Source organism: Paraburkholderia sartisoli (genome assembly GCF_900107685.1).
Taxonomy (GTDB): Bacteria; Pseudomonadota; Gammaproteobacteria; order Burkholderiales; family Burkholderiaceae; genus Paraburkholderia; species Paraburkholderia sartisoli.
Genome location: NZ_FNRQ01000002.1, coordinates 108,850 through 130,408 on the forward strand (window position 1 = coordinate 108,850; position 21,559 = coordinate 130,408).

At 65.3% G+C, this 21,559-nt stretch carries 19 protein-coding genes; 9 read left to right on the top strand and 10 right to left on the bottom strand.

The annotated features are described in order from the left end of the window. Positions 1-270 precede the first annotated feature (270 nt). The 5 genes from BLV45_RS07685 to purT form a co-directional block, all read right to left on the bottom strand. Positions 271-1,707: an aldehyde dehydrogenase family protein gene (locus BLV45_RS07685; RefSeq protein WP_090531478.1), complete on the bottom strand. Its 1,437-nt coding sequence runs from the start codon at positions 1,705-1,707 to the stop codon at positions 271-273. A gap of 60 nt (positions 1,708-1,767) precedes the next feature. Further along, the gene (locus BLV45_RS07690; RefSeq protein ID WP_090531480.1) at positions 1,768-3,420 is read right to left on the bottom strand and encodes an acetolactate synthase large subunit; all 1,653 of its coding nucleotides are present in this window, start codon (positions 3,418-3,420) and stop codon (positions 1,768-1,770) included. A 259-nt stretch (positions 3,421-3,679) separates the two neighbouring features. After that, positions 3,680-4,009, bottom strand: coding sequence for an MliC family protein (locus tag BLV45_RS07695; RefSeq protein ID WP_176954125.1), 330 nt, complete (start codon positions 4,007-4,009; stop codon positions 3,680-3,682). Between the two features lie 116 nt (positions 4,010-4,125). After that, complete coding sequence (locus BLV45_RS28145; RefSeq protein ID WP_407670995.1) at positions 4,126-4,275, bottom strand: DUF6726 family protein; 150 nt, start codon at positions 4,273-4,275, stop codon at positions 4,126-4,128. Between the two features lie 219 nt (positions 4,276-4,494). Then, positions 4,495-5,709: a formate-dependent phosphoribosylglycinamide formyltransferase gene (gene purT / locus BLV45_RS07705; RefSeq protein WP_090531486.1), complete on the bottom strand. Its 1,215-nt coding sequence runs from the start codon at positions 5,707-5,709 to the stop codon at positions 4,495-4,497. Between the two features lie 121 nt (positions 5,710-5,830). Between purT and BLV45_RS07710 the strand changes: the two genes are divergently transcribed. After that, the gene (locus BLV45_RS07710; RefSeq protein ID WP_090531488.1) at positions 5,831-6,448 is read left to right on the top strand and encodes an META domain-containing protein; all 618 of its coding nucleotides are present in this window, start codon (positions 5,831-5,833) and stop codon (positions 6,446-6,448) included. Between the two features lie 190 nt (positions 6,449-6,638). Beyond that, positions 6,639-10,364: a DNA translocase FtsK gene (locus tag BLV45_RS28305; RefSeq protein ID WP_090531490.1), complete on the top strand. Its 3,726-nt coding sequence runs from the start codon at positions 6,639-6,641 to the stop codon at positions 10,362-10,364. Positions 10,365-10,462: 98 nt separating this feature from the next. Here the strand turns inward: BLV45_RS28305 and BLV45_RS07720 are convergent, their stop codons facing one another. Next, positions 10,463-11,695 carry a lactonase family protein gene (locus BLV45_RS07720; protein ID WP_245753158.1) on the bottom strand — a complete coding sequence of 411 codons (1,233 nt, stop codon included), beginning with the start codon at positions 11,693-11,695 and terminating at the stop codon, positions 10,463-10,465. Between the two features lie 276 nt (positions 11,696-11,971). Here BLV45_RS07720 and BLV45_RS07725 point away from each other — a divergent pair, with 276 nt between their 5' ends. Then, positions 11,972-12,124, top strand: coding sequence for a DUF3096 domain-containing protein (locus BLV45_RS07725; RefSeq protein ID WP_090531495.1), 153 nt, complete (start codon positions 11,972-11,974; stop codon positions 12,122-12,124). Positions 12,125-12,272: 148 nt separating this feature from the next. On the opposite strand, the gene BLV45_RS07730 is transcribed toward BLV45_RS07725, so the two are convergent. Then, the gene (locus tag BLV45_RS07730; protein WP_090531497.1) at positions 12,273-12,518 is read right to left on the bottom strand and encodes a hypothetical protein; all 246 of its coding nucleotides are present in this window, start codon (positions 12,516-12,518) and stop codon (positions 12,273-12,275) included. 317 nt (positions 12,519-12,835) lie between these two features. Here BLV45_RS07730 and BLV45_RS07735 point away from each other — a divergent pair, with 317 nt between their 5' ends. After that, the gene (locus tag BLV45_RS07735) at positions 12,836-14,734 is read left to right on the top strand and encodes a glycoside hydrolase family 15 protein (RefSeq protein ID WP_090531499.1); all 1,899 of its coding nucleotides are present in this window, start codon (positions 12,836-12,838) and stop codon (positions 14,732-14,734) included. 197 nt (positions 14,735-14,931) lie between these two features. After that, complete coding sequence (locus BLV45_RS07740; protein WP_090531501.1) at positions 14,932-16,221, top strand: polyhydroxyalkanoate depolymerase; 1,290 nt, start codon at positions 14,932-14,934, stop codon at positions 16,219-16,221. A gap of 105 nt (positions 16,222-16,326) precedes the next feature. Here the strand turns inward: BLV45_RS07740 and BLV45_RS07745 are convergent, their stop codons facing one another. Beyond that, entirely contained in the window at positions 16,327-16,959 is a 633-nt protein-coding gene (locus BLV45_RS07745) for a TetR family transcriptional regulator (protein WP_090531503.1), read from the bottom strand. Positions 16,960-17,262: 303 nt separating this feature from the next. Between BLV45_RS07745 and rsxB the strand changes: the two genes are divergently transcribed. From rsxB to BLV45_RS07760, 3 genes are all read left to right on the top strand, one after another. Continuing rightward, positions 17,263-18,144, top strand: coding sequence for an electron transport complex subunit RsxB (gene rsxB, locus BLV45_RS07750; RefSeq protein ID WP_176954102.1), 882 nt, complete (start codon positions 17,263-17,265; stop codon positions 18,142-18,144). 8 nt (positions 18,145-18,152) lie between these two features. After that, positions 18,153-18,797, top strand: coding sequence for an endonuclease III (gene nth, locus BLV45_RS07755; RefSeq protein WP_090531505.1), 645 nt, complete (start codon positions 18,153-18,155; stop codon positions 18,795-18,797). A gap of 141 nt (positions 18,798-18,938) precedes the next feature. Further along, complete coding sequence (locus tag BLV45_RS07760; protein WP_090531507.1) at positions 18,939-19,373, top strand: DUF1841 family protein; 435 nt, start codon at positions 18,939-18,941, stop codon at positions 19,371-19,373. Positions 19,374-19,482: 109 nt separating this feature from the next. Here BLV45_RS07760 and BLV45_RS07765 read toward each other — a convergent pair whose 3' ends face one another. Both BLV45_RS07765 and BLV45_RS07770 read right to left on the bottom strand, forming a co-directional pair. Further along, a complete protein-coding gene (locus BLV45_RS07765) occupies positions 19,483-19,875 on the bottom strand; it encodes a c-type cytochrome (protein WP_090531508.1) in 393 nt (130 codons plus the stop codon). Between the two features lie 49 nt (positions 19,876-19,924). Continuing rightward, positions 19,925-20,293 (bottom strand): c-type cytochrome, encoded by a 369-nt coding sequence (locus BLV45_RS07770; RefSeq protein WP_090531510.1) that lies wholly within the window; start codon positions 20,291-20,293, stop codon positions 19,925-19,927. A 343-nt stretch (positions 20,294-20,636) separates the two neighbouring features. On the opposite strand from BLV45_RS07770, the gene BLV45_RS07775 reads away from it, so the two are divergent. Further along, positions 20,637-21,479: an AAA family ATPase gene (locus tag BLV45_RS07775; RefSeq protein WP_090531512.1), complete on the top strand. Its 843-nt coding sequence runs from the start codon at positions 20,637-20,639 to the stop codon at positions 21,477-21,479. Positions 21,480-21,559 lie beyond the last annotated feature (80 nt).

Genomic DNA, 21,559 nt, shown 5'->3' on the forward strand with positions numbered 1-21,559 from the left:
AGAATGCGGCCGGCTCCGGCCGACGGAAACATCCGCCGGAAAGGGCGGTATTGTAGCACTTCAGCAAAAACACTCATGGCGCACCCGGCGGCTTTCTGCATTGCCCGGCCCCGCTGCGCGCCGCATCGACCGCGCCCGGCGCCGGGGCCAGATCCCGGCGCGTCGAGCGTAACGCGTTCAGGCGACAGTTGCGTGACGCGACGAGCCCTCGCGGGCATAACCGGCGTGTCGGGCCAGAACGGGGCAGAGCGGGTCAGAAAATCCGCCCGCTCACCACGTCTCGCGCATCACCATCAGGCGGATTTCGGTCATGTCCTCGATCGCGTAGCGGATGCCCTCGCGCCCGAGACCCGAATCCTTGACGCCGCCGTACGGCATGTTGTCGACGCGAAACGACGGCACGTCGTTGATCACGACGCCGCCCACGTCGAGCGCGTCCCACGCGCGGTGCGCATGCGCGAGCGAATCGGTGAAGACGCCCGCCTGCAGGCCGAAGTCACTGTCGTTGACGGTGGCGAGCGCTTCGTCGAACTGCTCGAAGCGCTCGAGAATCGCGACCGGCCCGAACGCTTCCTTGCGGTACAGATCCTGGTCGCGATGCACGTTTTCGAGCAGCGTGGCTTCGAACATCGCGCCGTCCACCTTGCCGCCCGCGACGATCTTCGCGCCCGCCAGCACCGCCGCTTCCATCCAGCCGGCGAGCCGGTTCGACTCCGATTCCGAGATCATCGGGCCGACGAACGTCTTTTCGTCCTTCGGATCGCCCATTTTCAGCGACTTCGTCTTCGCGATCAGTTTGTCGCGCAGCGCGTCGTAGATATCCGCATGGATCAGGATGCGCTGCACGCCGATGCAGCTCTGCCCCGACTGGTAAAACGCGCCGAACGCGAGACGGTCGACGACGTAGTCGAGCTTGTCGCGCTGGTCGCCGTCGACGATTGCCGCCGCGTTGCCGCCCAGTTCCAGGATCACCTTTTTCTTGCCGGCTTTCTTCTTCAGGTCCCAGCCGACCGCCGGCGAGCCGGTGAACGACAGCAGCTTGAAGCGCTCGTCGGTGGTGAAGAGATCGGCGCCGTCGCGATGCGCGGGCAGGATCGAGAATGCGCCCTTCGGCAGGTCGGTTTCCGCGAGAACCTCGCCGATGATGAGCGCGCCAACCGGCGTGCGGCTCGCCGGCTTCAGGACGAACGGCACGCCCGCGGCGAGCCCGGGCGCGACCTTGTGCGCCGCCAGGTTGAGCGGAAAATTGAACGGCGAGATGAACGAGCAAGGCCCGATCGGCACGCGCTTCGTGTAGCCGTGGTAACCCTTCGCGCGCGGCGAAATCTCGAGATTGATGATCTCGCCGTCGATGCGCACCGACTCTTCCGCGGCCACCTTGAACGTGTCGATGAGCCGCGTCACCTCGCCGCGCGAATCGTTGATCGGCTTTCCCGCTTCGATGCACAGCGCCATCGCCAGTTCGTCGTAGCGTTCGCGAAACCGGGCCACGCAATGCTCGAGCACGGCCTGACGTCTGAACGGCGGGAAGTCGCGCATCGCCGGCATCACGTCGACAGCTGCGCCGATCGCCTTGTCGATGGCTTTCGCGTCGGCGAGCGCGACGCGTGTCGCCACTTCGCCGCTGAACTTGTCGGTGACTTCGAGGTCGGTGTTCGCCGCGACCGGTTCGTTCGCGAGGTAGTACGGGTAGGACTTCTTCAACATGTCGCGTTCTCCCTTCAACGATGCAGTGTGCAATGCGCCCGCGGGCTCAAATCTGCGCGCTCAAATCTGCGCGCTCAGCCGCTTGATCTCGCGATTGAGCACGCGTTCGTTATCCGAGTAGTCGATCGGCAGGTCGATCACGTGTACACCAGGCGTCGCGAAGCATTCGCGCAGGAGCGGCGCGAATTCGGACGCGGCCTCGATCCGGTGTCCCTGCGCGCCGTAACTCTTCGCGTAGTCGACGAAATCGGGGTTGCGCAGCGTCATGCCGTAATCGGGGAAGTTCATGTTTTCCTGCTTCCAGCGGATCATGCCGAACGCGTCGTCGCGCAGGATCAGGATCACGAGATCGAGCTTGAGCCGCACGGCCGTTTCGAGTTCCTGCGAGTTCATCATGAAGCCGCCGTCGCCACACACGGCCATCACCTTGCGGTCCGGATGCACGATCTTCGTCGCGATGGCGGACGGCAAGCCCGCGCCCATCGAGGCGAGCGCGTTGTCGAGCAGCAGCGAATTCGGTTCGTGCGCCCGGTAGTAGCGCGCGAACCAGATCTTGTACATGCCGTTGTCGAGGCACACGATGCCATCGACGGGCGTCGTCTCGTACACGTCGTGGACGATGCGCACCGGGTACATCGGAAAGCGGTCGTCGTGCTGGCCCTTCGCGAGATGCGCCTCGAAATGTTCCTTGATCTCCTTGAAGCGCGTGAAGTCCCAGTGTTCCTGGCGCGACGTCAGGCTTTCCTTCAGTTGCCACACGGCGTTCGCGATATCGCCCACCACCTCGATCTGCGGGAAATACACGGTATCGACCTCGGCGCCGAGAAAATTCACGTGAATCACGGTCTTCTCGCCGGCTTCGCCGCTGCGCATGAAGAACGGCGGCTTCTCGATCACGTCGTGGCCGACGTTGATGATGCAGTCGGCGTGATCGATCGCGCGGTGGACGAAGTCGCCGTCGGAGAGCGTCGCGTTGCCGAGCCACATCGGATGCGACTCGTCGATCACGCCCTTGCCCATCTGCGTCGTGAAGAACGGAATGCCGATCTGGTCGACGAATTCGCGCAGCATCTTCGTCGTGGTCTTGCGGTTGCCGCCGGCGCCGATCATCAGCAGCGGATGCTTCGCCTTCGTGATCGCCTCGACCGCACGCGCGACCGCCTTTTCCTCCGCGACCGGCCGGCGGCTGTAGCTCTTCGGAATCGGCTTGCCGTCGCCCTCTTCGTGCGCGACGTCCTCGGGCAACTCCAGGTGCGTGGCGCCCGGCCGCTCTTCCTCGGCCTGACGGAACGCCTCGCGCACCGACGCCGGAATATTCGCGACCGACACGATCTGCCGCGTGTACTTCGTGAGCGGCTCCATCATGCGCACCACGTCGACGATCTGGAAATGGCCCTGCTTGCTCGACTTGATCGGCTTCTGTCCGGTGACCATCAGCATCGGCATGCCGCCCAGCTGCGCATAGGCCGCCGCCGTCACGAAGTTGGTCGCGCCCGGGCCGAGCGTCGCGAGACAGACACCCGTGCGGCCGGTCAGGCGTCCATAGGTCGCCGCCATGAAGCCGGCGGCCTGCTCGTGGCGCGTGAGGATCAGACGGATTTTCGAGCGGCGCAGCGATTCGAGGAGATCGAGGTTTTCCTCGCCGGGGATGCCGAACACGTACTCGACACCTTCAGCTTCCAGCGACTTGACGAACAGATCCGAAGCTTTCATTTGAGAGTCTCGCTTGACGAACGGGCGCGGGCATGAGGCCTGCGCGATGTGATCCGGAACGGACGGTCCAGGCCGGAAACGACGTCGCGCGCCGCGAAGGCCAGCAGCACGTTCGGGCGCGAGTGAGACAGCTTACTCCTGGAGGGCGGATGCTGCGCGCGGGCGGACAGCGTCGCGCCCCGCCGCACGATGCGACGGGACTGGAACGACCGGGGGGAAGAGACGTGGTGAAACGCCGCGACGTAAAACGCCGTGAAGGCTAGCGGACGATCGTCACGCAGTTGGACAGGACGGGCGGCGCATTCTCGCCCTTCGTCGCGTCGTAGAGATCGGCGCGCGGACCCTTGGTCCACCATGTGTAGCTGCCCGCCTGGTACTTGACGCCCGAGGCGGAAAGCGTGTCGACGAACAGCATCTGCTGCCCGTTGACGGGCACGAGCGCGAAGCTCTGGCCGTTTGCCGCGTTCCAGTACGTGACCTGCAGGATCCGGCCGGTCGAGCACGTGTATTTGCTCGTGCGACCGTTCTTCGCCTGGATGTCCGAGAGATGAAACGAACCGGCCGCCGCGGCCGGCGCCACATTGCCCATGACGATCGCGCCGAATATCGCCGATGCAACCACGAATCCTGTCTTCATCGAATGCCTCAGGTCAGATGCCAGATTGCGGGTCACGGAGACACATGCACGCATGCACGCGTCATGGATCATGGGTCGATCACGTCGGCGCATGCGTCGGTGGGCGCGGCGGCGACGTGGCCGACCACCGGCACGATCTTCAGGCCCGCCGATGCGATCCGGCACGGCGCGGCGGCAAGGCCGCAGCCGGTGAGCGCCGCGCACAGCGCCATCAGCATGCAGGAGCGCACCAGCACGCCATGCCCTCGTCGCAGGTGGACGTGCGTGTCCGCGCCCGAGGCGTCATCCGTCAGACGCGCCGCGTGACCATCGCCCTTCGCGGCATGTAAAAGCGTCGCGTGCTTCAGCTTCAGCTTCATACTGAGCCCTCCCGATTCACCTGCTGGCGCGAACGTTCGATCCGGACGTCCGCGCCGCGTGTGCAACTGTGTGTGCAACTATTTCGCCGACACCGGCCGCACGGCCGCCGCAGCCCGTTTGGCGCGCACACGCGCTTCGTCGGTCGTGGCGCCGGTCGCGAGCGCCACGCCCATGCGGCGCTTCGTGAAACTCTCCGGCTTGCCGAACAGACGCAGATCCGCGTTCGGCACGGCCAGCGCCTCTACGACGCCCTCGAACGCGATGCCGGTTTCCTCGAGGCCGCCGTAAATCACCGCCGACGCGCCCGGTTCCCGCAGCGACGTATCCACCGGCAAACCGAGAATCGCGCGCGCGTGCAGTTCGAACTCGGAAAAGCGCTGCGAGCACAGCGTGACGAGCCCCGTGTCGTGCGGACGCGGACTCACTTCCGAAAACCATACGTCGTCGCCAGCGACAAAAAGTTCCACGCCGAAGAGGCCGCGCCCGCCAAGTGCCGTCGTCACTTCGTGCGCGATGTCGCGCGAACGCTGCAGCGCGGCCGGGCTCATCGGCTGCGGCTGCCACGATTCGACGTAGTCGCCCGCCACCTGCAGATGGCCGATCGGGTCGCAGAAATACGTGCGGGTTTCGCCCGTCGCCGGATCGGTGGCGCGCACGGTCAACAGCGTGATTTCGTAATCGAAGTTGACGAAGCCCTCGACGATCACGCGGCCGCCCTTCACGCGGCCGCCCGCCTGCGCATACTGCCAGGCCGGTTCGACGTCGGCATCGCTTCTGAGCACCGACTGCCCCTTGCCCGATGACGACATCACCGGCTTCACGACGCACGGATAGCCGACCTTCGCGATGCCGGCCTTCAGTTCGTCGAGCGAATCGGCGAAGGCATAGGGCGACGTGGCGAGACCGAGTTCTTCCGCCGCGAGACGACGGATACCTTCACGGTTCATGGTCAGCTGTGTTGCGCGCGCAGTCGGAATCACGACGGCGAGGCCGTCGCTTTCGATGGTGGCGAGCGCATCGGTGGCGATGGCCTCGATTTCCGGCACGATCAGATGCGGCTTTTCCGCTTCGACGAGCGCGCGCAGCGCGGCGCCGTCCGTCATGTCGATCACGTGCGCGCGGTGCGCGACCTGATGGCCGGGCGCATCAGCGTAACGGTCGACGGCGATCACTTCGACGCCGAGACGCTGCAGCGCGATGATCACTTCCTTGCCCAGTTCGCCTGCGCCGAGCAGCATGACGCGCGTTGCGGATGTCGACAGCGGCGTGCCGATCCGTTGACCGATCTGCATGGGGTCTCCAGAGAGAAATCGGTGGTTGAAAAGAGAACAGGCGATGTTAACATGCGCTCGCGCGCAGCCTGTCGAGTGCGTTACCCTTACGCCTTCGTTAGTTTTGAAGAGGAACGACGTCATGGCCCTCCGGTCTTTCGCGCGACATCACGCGCTTTCCGTCGCCCCGCTGCTCGCGCGCGTTCGCGCCTCCTTTCAGGGCTTCGGCGCATCCGGCTTCATTGCCCGCGCCGCGTCCGGTTCGCCGTGGCGCGCGCCGGTCGCCGCGCTCTGCCTCACCGGCCTCGTCACCGCGTGCTCGCTTCCCGTCCACACCGACGCCTCCGCCGAAGCGCCCGACCCGTTCAACCCGGCCGCCACCCAGCTGCTCGACAACACGACGTGGGAGCTGACCAGCTGGAAGCAGGCTGACGGCACGCTGCGCGACGTGCCGCACGGCGACAACGGCGAACCGGTCACGCTGACGCTGTCGACCGCCAATGGCCAGCGGCGCGCGAGCGGCTTTTCCGGCTGCAACCGCTATATGGGCACCTACGCGCTGAAGGACGGCAAGCTGTCGTTCGGACCGCTCGCCGGCACGCGGATGGCGTGCGCGACGCTGGGCGGACAGATCGAAGGCGCCTATCTCGACGCGCTTGCGCATATCGACCGCACGGGCGTGCAGATGCGTGCACCACAAGAATTGCAGCTGATTCCCGACAACGGCGACACGCTCACGTTCGCGCGACGCGGGCAATGAGCGGCCACGCGACGGACGCTTTCCGGATGTTTCCGGGTACGCCGCGAAGCAGGTGCGAAGCCGCGTCGGACGCGCTACCTGCCGCTCTTTTCGCTCCTGCGTTCCGGCGCCTGCCTTCGAAGCGTCGCGCTTCACCGGTTAAACTCGGCGGATCGCGTTTTCAGGCGTCCTTCATTCGTTGATGTCCAGCATGCACACGGTAGTTTTCAACTGGTTCGGCGCATCGGCCGTCTGGTTTATTCCTCTTTTGTGGCGTCTCGTGAAATCCGTTCTGCCGGGCGGCGTCGGGCTGCGCGGCCCGGGCACGATCCGTCTGTGGCTCGGCTTCGTCTGCGTGATGGTGACGAGCTGCACGCTGGAGGCGTCCCTCGTTCATATCCAGGGCATCGACGGTTTCGGGCACGCGCTCGCGTCCGGATTCGCGCAGCTGCTCGGACCGGTCGCGACGCCGCTCGTGATGGCGGCCCTGCTGCTCGTCTGCGTGCCGTGGCTCGTCGGCTTTCGCTGGTCGCAGGCCGCGATATGGGCCGACGGCGCGTTCGGCCTCGGCTTCTCGCGTGCGTTTTCGAAGCGCGACGATGAAGCGCGCCCGCGTCCGCGCCGCGCGAGTGCGGGCACTGGCGACACGTCATCCGCTCACATCACGCCCACACGCACGATGTCGCCGAAATCCGAAGGCCGTTACGCGCGGCCCGTCGGCTGGCGGCCGCCCGCTGTCGGGCGTGGCGCCGCGGCGGGCGCGACAGGCGCAGGCATCGCGGCATCGACGGGCGATGCGCGGGCTGCGGGTTCGCAAGCGGGTGCCAGCCGGTTTTCAGGCGCGCGCGCGGATGCGCCGCAGCCGGCCGACGGCACCGCTCGCACAGCCTCGATGACCCCGCCGCGGCAAAGCGCGCGCGCCACGTCGTGGACACCGTCGGAGCCGGTCGCGCCTGCTGACTGGCTTCGCGCTCCGGCAGCGACGCCGGGTTCGAATGCCTCCGTGGGTGGATCCGGTTCGACAGTGGCTCGCGCGAGCCGCGATGCGTTGCGCGCGGGGTTGCATGCCGCGGGCGCAGGTTCGGCGGCGGGTTTGCACGGTGTTGCTGCTGCGGGTATTACGACTGCGGGCAGTGCAGTTCCCGATGCATCGACGTCATCGAGCGCTGCACGCGGTGCGTCAGGCACCTCGTCCGGTTCCGTGCCGGGCGCTCTGGCGAAAGCTCGCTCCGATACGGCGATTCGCCCGAACGCGTCGTCCGGCGGTACATCGACGCCAGGATTGACGCACCCTGTTTCCGGCTCGGCTCCGGCACCGTCCCGCCCGGGACAACCTGCGCCGGGCACCGCTCACGCGCCGGCCTGGTCACGTCCGTCGATCAGTGCGCCACGCGTGAGGCCACCGGCGAGCGTGCAGGAAACGCTGCGCAGCATCGAGGAAAACGCGGCCCGCTGGACGACGCTCGCAGGCGCCGGCCTCGCGCGCATCAACGCGAGCGAAGCCCGCGACGCCAGGGCGAATGCGGCGCCAGGACCGAGCGCTCCCGATCATACGGTTGACGTTCAGCAACCCGTCGCCCCGGATAGTGCCGCCCGCATCGCGACTGAATCGGTTGAAGCGCAGGAACCGTCGCCCATCGAACCCGAGACGCGCGCCGGGACCACGACCACTACGCACGAATCGACCACGGCGGGCTCCGAGCCCTCAGTGACCGGCTCGTTCAGCGCGCCGACGGAACCGCCCCTTGTCGTGACCACAGTCGCGCAACCGGTCGTGACGACGCCGGACACAACCGCCACGCCGGCCACGAGCGACGAACCGCCGTACCCGGCGCCGTTAAACAAACCATCGACAGGTCTTGCAGACGCGACTTCGACCGCCGAGGAAATCCCGCTCGCACCGGGGACGTCGCCCGATGCGCCCGCCGAACATCACACGGCGCCACAAACACAAAACGAAGCTGGGTCCGCTGTCCCCCTCACCGCGACTGTTACGCCAATCGCACCAGCCACACCGGTCGCGTCGGCCACCGCACCCTTCATGTCAGTTACACCCGCCGCACCGGTCATCGCCCCCTGGGACACCGTGGAGGAAAACATCGACGACGTCGCCGAAATGCGAACCGGCTCGTCGATGGCTTCGCATCACGCGTCGACGCCCGCGCATGGCGATCCCACGTCGCGCCCCGCCGCGCCTGCGCTGCACGTCGTGAGCGCGAGCAAAGAGGACATTCCAGCGCAGCCTGCCCCGTCGAACGTCGTTCGCTTCCCTTTCGCACCGGTCGACGCGACGACGCCAGGCCTCGCCGCCGCAGCCGTCGAACCTCACGACGAACGCGTGAGCGAAGAAGCCACCCTCGACACCCCCGAAGCCCCGCCCGCGCCGCCCGTCATCACACCGCCACCGCCGCGCGGCCACGCGCCGACCGGTTTCGAATTCCACGCACCGGCCGCATCGATGGTCGAGTTGCCGTCGCTCGATCTGCTCGAACGCACCTCGTCCGACGTCGAACCGATCCCCGAAGACCAGCTCGCCGAAACCGGCCAGCTGATCGAGCAGCGACTGCAGGAGTTCAAGGTACCGGTGACGGTGGTCGGCGCCTCCGCCGGTCCCGTGATCACGCGCTTCGAGGTCGAACCCGCGCTCGGTGTGCGCGGCAGCCAGATCGTCGGGCTGATGAAGGATCTGTCGCGCGGCCTGGGTCTTACGTCGATCCGCGTCGTCGAAACGATTCCCGGCAAGACCTGCATGGGGCTCGAGCTGCCGAACGCGAAGCGCCAGATGATCCGCCTGTCGGAAATCCTCGAGGCGGACGTCTACCAGAACTCGCGCTCGAACCTGACGCTCGCGATGGGCAAGGACATCACCGGACATCCGGTGGTCGCAGATCTGGCGAAGGCGCCGCACATGCTGGTCGCGGGCACGACCGGCTCGGGCAAGTCGGTGGCGATCAATGCGATGATCGTTTCGCTGCTCTACAAGGCGACGCCCGAGGAAGTGCGCCTCATCATGATCGACCCGAAGATGCTGGAACTGTCGGTCTACGAAGGCATTCCGCATCTGCTCGCGCCCGTCGTCACCGACATGAAGCTCGCAGCGAACGCGCTCAACTGGTGCGTCGGCGAGATGGAGAAGCGCTACCGGCTGATGTCGGCCGTCGGCGTGCGCAACCTGGCGGGCTTCAACCAGAAGATCCGCGACGCCGAAGCGCACGGCAAGAAGCTCGGCAACCCGTTCTCGCTGACACCCGAAGCGCCGGAGCCGCTCGCGCCGCTGCCGCTGATCGTGGTCGTCATCGACGAGCTCGCCGACCTGATGATGGTCGCCGGCAAGAAGATCGAAGAGCTGATCGCGCGCCTCGCGCAGAAGGCGCGCGCCGCCGGCATCCACCTGATTCTCGCGACGCAGCGTCCTTCGGTGGACGTCATCACGGGTCTCATCAAGGCGAACATTCCGACGCGCGTCGCGTTTCAGGTGTCGTCGAAGATCGACTCGCGCACGATTCTCGACCAGATGGGCGCGGAGTCGCTGCTCGGCCAGGGCGATATGCTGTTCCTGCCGCCCGGCACCGGTTATCCGCAGCGCGTGCATGGCGCCTACGTCGAAGATGAAGAAGTCCACCGCATCGTCGAACATCTGAAGCAGTTCGGCGAGCCGCAGTACGAGGAAGGCATTCTCGACGGCCCGGCAACCGAAGGCGCGACGCAGGACCTGTTCGGCGAAGCACCGGATGCCGAAGCCGATCCGCTGTACGACGAAGCCGTGGCGTTCGTCGTGCGGACACGGCGCGCGTCGATCTCGTCGGTGCAGCGGCAACTGCGCATCGGCTACAACCGCGCGGCGCGGCTCGTCGAGCAGATGGAAAGCGCCGGGCTGGTTTCGGCGATGGGCATCAACGGCAGCCGTGAAGTGCTCGCGCCCGGACCCGCCGAGTAACCACGAAGCGACCGCGCTACCTCACGAAGTCACGAAGTCACGAGGTCATGAGGTCACCCCATCGCGGGGCGCATGAAGACGCGCCCTGCTCTTCCGGTCTAGTTCGGCGCGACCAGCTTGAAATCCACCGGCGCCGGAATATCGAAGCGCTTCGGGTTCGCGTCGAGCAATCCGGTCTGCGCGTCGCGACGGAACACATAGACCGTATCGCTGTTCTGGTTGCCGACGATCAGCCACTTGCCGGTCGGATCGATCGCGAATTCGCGTGGCGAAGCACCGAGGCTCGACTGATGCCCGACGAGCTTCAGATGCCCGTTGGCGGCATCGACCGCGAAGATCACGATCTCGTTCGCGTCACCACGATTGCTCACGTAGACAAAGCGTCCATCCGGCGACAGATGGATCGCCGCGGCGCCCACCGCGCCCTTGAAACCGGGCTTCGTGAGCGGGAGCGACTGCAGCAGCGTGAGCTTGCCGTGGTCATGGCGCAACGTGTCGACGGTCGCCGCCATCTCGCTGGTCAGGTACGCATACCTGCCGTCCGGGCCGAACACCAGATGACGCGGGCCGGAGCCGGGCTTCAGCGCCGTGTAGCGCGTTTCGGTGGGGCCGAGCAGGCCGCGGCTGCCATCGGGCGTGTAGCGATACGAATAGACCTTGTCCGCGCCGAGATCCTGCGCGAAGAGATACCGGCCATCCGGCGAAAACACCGTGGAATGCACGTGCGTATTGTCCTGCCGCCCCTTCACCGGGCCGCCGCCCTCATGATGAACGGTGAGCACCGCCGCGCCCACCTGGCCGTCCGGCTGAAGCGGAAACACCGAGAAGCTGCCGCCGGGGTCGGCCGCGACCGAATAGTTGGCGGCCGTCAGATACCTGCCGTCCGGCGAGATGCTCAGATAGCACGGGTCGTTGCCTTCCGATGAAACCTGGTTCAGAAACGTCAGTTGCCCGCTTTGCGGATCGAAGCCGAACGCGCTGACGCCGCCGCGCTGGTTCGCCGGTCCGTTGTCGCCAGGCAGCTCGTTGACCGCATACACGTGACGCCGGTCGCCGCTCACCACGAGGTACGACGGGTTCACCGTCTTCGCCGACGAAACGGGCGTCATGTCGCCGGTCTTCGTGTCGAAGCGGTAGACGTAGATGCCTTCACTCCTGCCGGCCGTATAGGTGCCGACCAGCAGGTCGTACACGCCATCGGCGGGAACGGCCGCGGCGCCCTGGGCAAGCGCCTGGGTTGCAACGATAGAGACCATGAGTACGAAGCCTTTTATGATCGAGCGGGCAGACGGTGGCACGGCGAATGCTGCTGCGCGATGACGGACAAGCATGACGGGCTCCCTTGACATCGTTCCGGTTTGACTGGTGTCACTGGTCTGCCGCGCGCCCCGTGTGATTGTTCTGTGTTCCGGCAAGTATAGGAGCGTTGCGCCGGAGTACACAGCCGGAAAGGCTGACGGCTGTGCTCCAGCCGTAGCTCCAGGCGAGTCTCACCGGCACCAGATGCGCAACGAAGCAGCACGTGGTTGCGTCACTGCTTCATGCATCATGCGTATGCCCGGCAAGTCGTACTTTCAATAAAAACAGTTCCAACCCGTGGAGTTTTCATGAACGTTACACTCAGTCTCGGTCCGCTCGTCTCCCTGATCGCCGGCATCCTGATTCTCGTCATGCCGCGCCTGCTCAACTACATCGTCGCGCTGTATCTGATCATCATCGGGATCATCGGTCTCTTCGGCATGGGCGGCACGCATTTCTGATTCGCGCAGGCCGCGGCAGGCGTGCGCGGACGCACGCGCGTTTGTCTCGCGCGCGTGCGGCTGAATCATGTTGCAGGGTCATCATGGACACGGACGGCACGATCGCCGCCCGTTGCGGGTCGTCTGGGTGAAGCCGCCCGGCGGGCGCTCAGCCGTTCGAGAGCTGGTCGAGGCGCAGCTTGCCCTGCAGCGACAGTCCACCGACGGCATAATGACCGTCGCTTTCCTGATAACGCGTAAAGCATGCGCGTTCGACGAGAAATGCCGCTGCCGTTTCCATCCCGTTGCGGGAAAGGCCGAGCCGGTCGGGATCGAGCGGAAGCATCGCGTCGTCGGCGAGGCTGCTGGCGGCGGAGAGTATGGTGATGCAATCCGATTTCGACAGGTTCAGCATGGCTTCAATCCTCGAAAAACAGCGTTACGTGGAAAGGGTGAAAGCGATACGAAACAGCAGAACGGTACACACACGACTATGACAGCGGATGCAGCGGGCAGTGCCCGGATCCAGTTTCCCAATTACTGGGCAGATGTCGGGATTGTAAGCACCCATATTTCAAAACGCCAGTCAGGGTTACCAATATTCCGTGCCGATGCTGACCCTGCCGCTTCCATACGAGTCAACGCAGGTTAATGTGCCGCCGTGCAAACGCCGCGCCCGAACCCGACTGACCCTCTCCATGCGCCCCCGACGCGCTCCAGATAGCTCTCTCCATGCCCTCACTCATTGAAGATTACGCACTCGTCGGCGATGGCCACACGGCCGCACTGATCGCCCGCAACGGTTCCGTCGACTGGCTCTGCTGGCCGCGCTTCGATTCAGGCGCGTGCTTCGCGGCCCTGCTCGGCACCGAGGACAACGGCCGCTGGCTGATCGCACCCGTCGTCGAAGAAGGCGCGCCCGCGCCTGTCACGTCGCGCCGTTATCGCGGCGAAACGCTGATTCTCGAAACCGACTTCGAAACACCCGAGGGCACGGTCACCGTCATCGATTTCATGCCGCCCGGTAATGGCACGTCCGAACTCGTGCGGATCGTCGTCGGCAAACGCGGCACCGTGCGCATGCAGATGGAACTGGTGCTGCGCTTCGACTACGGCTACTCGGTGCCGTGGGTCAGCCGCCTCGCCCGCGACAGCGGCATCAAGGCCATCGTCGGCCCCGACACCGTCGTGCTGCGCACGCCCGTCGACGTGCATGGCGAGAATCTGCGCACCGTCGCCGAATTCACGGTCACGGCCGGCGAGCGCGTGCCGTTCACGCTGACCTACACGGCGTCGCATCTGCGCACGCCGCCCGCGCGCGACCCGCACACGGCGCTCGCCCGCACCGAGAATCACTGGCTCGAATGGTCGGCGCGCGGCACCGTCACCGGCCGCTGGGCCGAGCCGATCCGCCGCTCGCTGATCACGCTGAAAGCGCTCGCCTACGAACCGACAGGCGGCATCGTCGCCGCGCCGACGACCTCCCTGCCCGAACAGCTCGGCGGCACGCGCAACTGGGACTACCGCTACTGCTGGCTGCGCGACGCGACGATCACGCTGCTCGCGATGATGCGCGGCGGTTACTACGACGAAGCGCGCCTGTGGCGCCAGTGGCTTGGCCGCGTGATGGCGGGCTCGCCGCAGCAGTTGCAGATCATGTACGGCATCGGCGGCGAGCGACGGCTGCCGGAGTTCGAACTCGACTGGCTGCCAGGCTACCAGGGCGCCAAACCGGTGCGGGTCGGCAACAACGCGGTCGACCAGCTGCAACTCGACGTCTACGGCGAAGTGATGAATGCGCTGCATCTGGCGCGTGTCGGTGGCCTGCAGGCGGACGAAACCGCGTGGAACATCCAGTGCGCGATGCTCGAACACCTCGAAAAGATCTGGAGCCAGCCCGACGAAGGCATCTGGGAAACCCGCGGCGGCCGCCAGCATTTCACGTTCTCGAAGGTCATGGCGTGGGTCGCGTTCGACCGCGCGATCAAATCGGCCGAAGCGTTCGGTCTGCCGGCGCCGCTCGATCACTGGCATGCCGTGCGCGCGCAGATTCACGCAGATGTCTGCGAAAAGGGCTATAACGCTTCGTTAAACGCGTTCACCCAGGTCTATGGCGGCGACGAACTCGACGCAAGCGTGCTGCTGCTGCCGCTGCTCGGCTTCCTGCCGCCGTCGGACCCGCGCATCGCGCGTACGGTCGCGGCCGTCGAAAAGTTTCTGCTGCATGGCGGTTTCGTGATGCGCTACCGCACGACCGGGTTCGACGACGGGCTGCCACCCGGTGAAGGCACGTTTCTCGCATGCAGTTTCTGGCTGGTGGACAACCTGGCACTGCAGGGCCGCGTGAAGGAAGCAACGGCGATGTACGAGCGCCTGCTGTCGCTCGCGAACGATGTCGGACTGCTTTCCGAGGAATACGACCCGGCGGCGAAGCGACTTGTTGGTAATTTTCCCCAGGGCTTCTCCCATGTTGCGCTGGTTCATACAGGCCTGAATCTGATGAAACACGAACAGGAAATGGCGAAGGCGACCGGCCAGCCCGCGCACGAAGGCGCCGCCCCCAACGGCCAGGCGGACAGTGCGCGGGCCACGACCCGGGAAGCGTTGCCGGGCGCGGCACCAAACCCTTGATTTATTTACATTCCATACGTGCGACACAGCACGGTTGCTGCGTTGCACAAGTGGTGTTTGTCCGATATCATGAAATTTCAGTATCGGCCGATAAACAAATGGTTCATTGATGATCCACGAACTCATAACGGCCCCGCCGCAACGCATTACGCGTTATTGCGCCGCCCCACGCGAACAACACTAACGCTGGAGCACCCATGCTCTATCAAATGCACGAATTCCAGCGGGCAGTCTTGAGCCCGCTGACCGCCTGGGCCCAGGCAGCGTCGAAATCCTTCGCGAATCCAGCCAGCCCGCTCGCCTATGTGCCGGGCGCAACCCGTCTGTCCGCCGGCTACGAGCTGCTATACCGGCTCGGCAAGGATTACGAAAAACCCGAGTTCAACCTGCACCAGATCGTTAAAGACGGCCACAAGATTCCGATCGTCGAGCAAACCGTCATCGAAAAGCCGTTTTGCCGCCTGCTGCGCTTCAAGCGTTACGCCGACGACAGCGACGCCGTCACGCAGCTGAAGGACGAGCCGATCGTGCTGGTGTGCGCGCCGCTGTCGGGCCATCACTCCACGCTGCTGCGCGACACCGTGCGCACGCTGCTGCAGGACCACAAGGTGTACATCACCGACTGGATCGATGCGCGCATGGTGCCGCTCGAAGACGGCGCGTTCCATCTCGACGACTACGTCGACTACATCCAGGAGTTCATCCGTCACATCGGCGCGAAGGATCTGCACGTGATCTCGGTGTGCCAGCCGACCGTGCCGGTGCTCGCGGCGATCTCGCTGATGGCGAGCCGCGGCGAGGACACGCCGCGCACGATGACGATGATGGGTGGCCCGATCGACGCCCGCAAGAGCCCGACCGCGGTGAATTCGCTCGCCACGCAGCACTCGTACGAATGGTTCGAGAACAACGTGATCTACACGGTGCCGCCGAACTATCCGGGTATCGGCCGCAAGGTCTATCCGGGCTTCCTGCAGCACACCGGCTTCGTCGCGATGAATCCGGAACGGCACGCCGCGTCGCACTGGGACTACTACCAGAGCCTGATGCGCGGCGACGAGGAAGACGCCGAGCAGCACCGCCGCTTCTACGACGAGTACAACGCCGTGCTCGACATGGCCGCCGAGTATTACCTCGAGACGATCCAGATCGTCTTCCAGGAATTCCGTCTGGCAGAAGGGACATGGGAAGTGGCCGGCGAGCTGGTGCGTCCGCAGGATATCCGGCGCACGGCGCTTTTCACGATCGAGGGCGAGCTCGACGACATCTCGGGCAGCGGTCAGACGCGCGCCGCCCAGGATCTGTGCAGCGGCATCCCGGAGAAGAACAAGCGGCACTTCACCGCCGAAAAGTGCGGCCACTACGGGATTTTCTCGGGGCGTCGCTGGCGCACGATCATCTATCCGCAACTGCGCGACTTTATCCTCGAGCACAACAAGCCGCTCAAGGCAGAGAAGAAGGAAAAGGTCGAAGCGCAGCAGGCTTGATGCCGCGAACAGGCAACGCGCCGCGCCGATGAACGGCGCGGCGCACGATGCATCCAGTCAAGTCACAGTCGCGGCCGGCCGCCTCGCGATGTCCTGGCCAGGCGACTAGCGCCGCATCAGGTAAGCCAGCAGCAACTCGGTGTTCATCTGCATGATTTCGCTGCGCTCGCTCGCCGAGCTGAAATCGCGGCCGAGCGTCGCTTCGAGTGTGAAGCGGTTCGACACGATGTAATACCCCATCCCCGACAACGTCACATAGAAGCGCAGCGGATCCACGTTCGTGCGAAAGAGCCCCGCGCGCTGGCCGCGCTCCAGGATGTTGCCGAGCGTCGTGACGATCGGCGAGATCATCTCGCGGATGCGCGTCGACTTCTGCATGTAGCGCGCCTCATGCAGGTTCTCGTTGTTCACGAGACGAAGCAGTTCGGGGTGATCGCGGTAGTAGTCCCAGACGAAATGCGCGAGCCGCGTGATGGCCTCGACGGGTGCGAAGCCGGCAAGATCGAGCGTGCGTTCGGCTTCGGTGAGCGCGCCGAATGCGTGCTCGAGGACCGCGGTGAACAACTGCTCCTTGCTACCGAAGTAGTAATACAGCATGCGTTCATTGGTTTCCGCGCGGCGGGCGATCTGGTCGACGCGCGCGCCGAATAGCCCACCATTTGCAAATTCCTCTGCCGCCGCGAGCAGGATGCGGCGACGGGTGCCTTCAGGATCTCTTTTGATTTTCGGCTGATTCATGGTGGCATCGTGCTTCGTGAGCCGCGTTATCCGGATCGTGCCGCCGGCCTCTCCTCTCCTCGGCCAGGTACCCGCGGCACTGAGCGGGCGCGCCATGGTTGGGGGACACCCTGTTGCGGTCTTTCGAGAAAGCGCTTCGATTATGGCACATGGTTTGCGAAGCACAATCAGGGAAATCGGCGATAATCCCTTATTTGGCGCAAGCCCCGTCGCGCAAGCGCTCCAGCCTTGCCGTACACCGTTGCCGTGCCTCCGGGTGGGCCGCTTCACGCCCCGCACCGGCCGCCGGCAAGCCCTGATGTCGTGACCGTGACCGATTCCATAACACTAGCCGATCGCATCGAATATCTGCTGCCCCAGACGCAATGCACAAAGTGCGGCTACCCCGGTTGCCGCCCTTACGCCGAAGCCATCGCCAGCGGCGAGGCCAGCTATAACCAGTGCCCGCCTGGCGGCGCCGGGGGCATCGCACGCCTTGCCGGTCTGCTCGGTCGACCGCTCGTGCCGCTGAACCCGGAGAACGGCGTCGAGCGTCCACGTCCGGTGGCCGTCATCGACGAAACCCTCTGCATCGGCTGCACGCTGTGCATGCAGGCGTGCCCGGTCGACGCGATCGTCGGGGCGCCTAAACAGATGCACACGATCATCGCCGCGCTCTGCACTGGGTGTGACCTTTGCGTTCCGCCCTGCCCCGTCGACTGTATCGCGATGGTGCCGGTCACCGGCGTGCACACCGGGTGGGACGCGTGGTCGCAACCGCTCGCCGACGCCGCCCGCGAACGCCACGACGCGCGCAACGCGCGGCTCGCGCGCGAGCGCGAAGCCGCCGAAGCGCGCGCCGCCGCGCGCCGGGCGTCAGGCGGAGCGGCGGCTGTCGCGGCCGCGTCCGGCGCGGTTGTGGCTGCTGCCACACCTTCCGCGCCTTCTCCAGGGCTTGCCGACGATCACGAAGCAAGGAAACGCGCAATCATCCAGGCGGCGCTCGAACGCGCCCGCAAGAAGAAGGAAGAACTCGCGGCGCAGGGCAAAGGCCCACACAACACACAGCAGGTTAGCGCCGACGTGCAGGCGCAGATCGACGCGGCCGAAGCGCGCCGTCGCCGGCTTGGCATCGCGCAGGATGGCGACGACATTGACCCGGCATCGGCGGAAGACGCTCCCGGCAACCCCTCACAGGAACCCTGACCGCCAGCATGAACGCGAACAAACGCCGCGCGATCTTCGAGACGCTGCAGGAACTCAACCCGCATCCAGCCACCGAACTCGAATACACGACGCCATTCGAGCTGCTGATCGCCGTCATGCTGTCGGCGCAGGCCACCGACGTGTCGGTCAACAAGGCGATGCGCACGATGTTCCCGGTCGCGAACACGCCGCAATCGATCTTCGCGCTCGGCGAAGAAGGTGTCGCCGGCTACATCAAGACGATCGGTCTTTACCGCACGAAGGCGAAGAACGTCATCGCGACCTGCCGCATCCTGCTCGACCGGTTCGGCGGCGAAGTGCCCGACGACCGCGAAGCGCTGGAGAGTCTGCCGGGCGTCGGCCGCAAGACCGCGAACGTGATCCTGAACACCGCGTTCGGCCATCCGGTGATCGCCGTCGACACGCACATCTTTCGGGTTGCCAATCGAACCGGACTCGCGCCGGGCAAGGACGTGCGCGCCGTCGAAATCGCGCTGGAGAAGTTCACGCCCGCCGCGTTCCAGCACGACGCGCATCACTGGCTGATCCTGCACGGGCGATATGTGTGCAAGGCACGCCGGCCGGAGTGCTGGCATTGCGCGATCGAGCCGCTGTGCGAATACCGGCCGAAGACGCCGCCACCGGAGCTTTGAGCGGCAGCGCCGTGCATCGGGTGACCCTGCCGGCGCGCTCTGTCGCCAGAACCCGCGCCGTCAGCGCGCGTTGGCCCAACCACGTAAAATAGCGGCTTGCGGTTGCGACAGGCACGCCGCCCCCCTTCGATACAGCCCACGATGTTCAATCCCAGCCGCGACGAAGTTCGCCTCTTTTTCACCGACACCTGGCGCAAGCAGCGCGCGGGCGAAATCCTGACGCCGCTCGAAGCGATTGCCGCCGACTGGATCGTCGAGCACCCCGAGTATCACGCCGATCTCACGAACGCCGAAGCCGCGCCGTCGCAGGATTACTCGCCGGAGCGCGGCCAGACGAACCCGTTCCTGCATCTGTCGATGCATCTGGCGATCACCGAACAGCTGTCGATCGACCAGCCGCCGGGCATCCGCGCGGCGCACGAGCGGCTCGCCTCGCGGCTCGGCTCGACGCACGACGCCCAGCACGCGATCATGGATTGCCTCGGCGAAACGATCTGGGAAGCGCAGCGCACCGGCACGCCGCCGGACACCGACGCGTACCTCGCCCGCATCGAGCGCCGCGCCTCACGCGACTGACCACCGCCAGACCGTCACTCCACCGGCGGCCGCCGGATCCGAAGCCCCAAAACAAAACACCCTGCCAGAAGCAGGGTGTTTTGTTTCGACTTGCTGAAAGACGCCGCGCTTACTTCTTCTGCACGAGATCGCCGTCGAGCGACTGGATGTAGGCCGCGAGGTCCTTCATGTCGCCTTGCGACAGACTTTGCACCTGCGCCTGCATGATCGGGTTGTTGCGACCGAGGTGCGGGTTGCTGGTGCCCATCTGATACTGGCGCAGCGCCCAGTAGACGTAGTCGGCATGCTGACCCGCGAGCTTCGGATAATCCGGGCTCACCGGCTTGTTCAGGTTCGGACCGTGGCAGGCCGCGCAGTTGTGCGCGTCGGCGAGCACCTTGCCGTTGGAGGCGTCGGCGGCATGCGCCGCGTTTGCCGCGACGAGGCCGGTGAATGCAACTGTCGCAACCGTCGCGCACGCGGCCTTCAACACCGTGTGGAGTGCCTGATGGGGCTTCTTCATGAATTCTCCTATCCCGCGAATGTGGTGAACTGTGAGTGACCTGTACCGGTCATTTGTCGGGATTGTTCTTCGAAGAGGATGTCTGCGCCGCGTAGTACGCCGCGACGTCCGCGATGTCCTGGTCCGACATCGACGACGTGATGGCATGCATCGTTTCGAAATGGCGATCGCCCTTCCGGTAGGCGCGCAGCGCGCTTTCGAGGTAGGCCTGGTTCTGGCCGCCCAGCATCGGCACCCGGTAGACCTCCGGGTACGCGGTGCGGTATTCGGGGATGCCGTGGCAGCCGATACACATCGCGACCTTGCCCTGGCCCGCCTTCGCGTTGCCAACGACATCCGCCGCCTGCGCGCTGGCCGCAAAGCCTGCGAGCGCTGACAGCGCTGCGATCACGAGGTGTTTGCCGACGATTCTGTTCATAGGTTCTAACCTGGCATGAGGGGAAAACGGGCGCCCGAAAAAGGCAACGGCCTGCGCCGTTATTCTTGTAGAGGTGCCACGCAGGCCAAAAAAATCGGGCTAATTGTACCGCGACGCCACGCCGGGCGTCCACATGGCAGGCGCAAGGCCGCCATGACCGCACCAGCCCGGCAGGCCGCCGCCTTCATCGCGGGCACGTCGAGGGGCCGTCGAGGGCACTGCGCGGACACCTCACCGGCACGGGCAGACGCGGGCCGCGCCGGGTTCACACCCTACCCGGACACGCTTCGGCGCAACAGGGCTTCTGACTTATACTGGACTTTTTCCACGAGAGCAGTTCGCCATGCGCTTCGAAGGCTCATCGCAGTACGTCGCCACCGACGATCTCAAGCTCGCGGTCAATGCCGCGATGACGCTCAAGCGTCCGCTCCTGATCAAGGGCGAGCCGGGCACGGGCAAGACCATGCTCGCCGAGGAAGTCGCGGCGGCGCTCGGCATGCCGCTCCTCCAGTGGCACATCAAGTCGACCACGAAGGCACAGCAGGGCCTCTACGAATACGATGCGGTGTCGCGCCTGCGCGACTCGCAGCTCGGCGACGAGCGCGTGAAGGACATCCGCAACTACATCGTCAAGGGCGTGCTGTGGCAAGCGTTCGACTCCGACGAACAGGTCGTGCTGCTGATCGACGAGATCGACAAGGCCGACATCGAATTCCCGAACGACCTGCTGCGCGAACTCGACCGCATGGAGTTCTATGTGTACGAGACGCGCGAACTCGTGAAGGCGAAACAGCGTCCGCTCGTCATCATCACGTCGAACAACGAGAAGGAACTGCCCGACGCATTCCTGCGCCGCTGCTTCTTCCACTACATCCGCTTTCCCGACGCGCAGACGATGCAGCAGATCGTCGAGGTCCACTATCCGGGCATCAAGAAGGAACTGCTGGCCGCCGCGTTGCAGAGCTTCTTCGAGTTGCGCAACGTGTCGGGCCTGAAGAAGAAGCCGTCGACGTCCGAACTGCTCGACTGGCTGAAGCTGCTGCTCGCCGAAGACATCCCGCCCGAAGCGCTGCGCTCGCCCGACCAGAAGCAGATCATTCCGCCGCTGCACGGCGCGCTGCTGAAGAACGAGCAGGACGTGGGCCTCTTCGAGCGCCTCATTTTCATGAACCGCAACAACCGCTAGGCCCGCACCCGGTGCGAGGACGCGAAGGCGCCAGGGTGCGACAGTATGTCGCGGGCCGCCTGCCCTGTCGGGATGCAAAT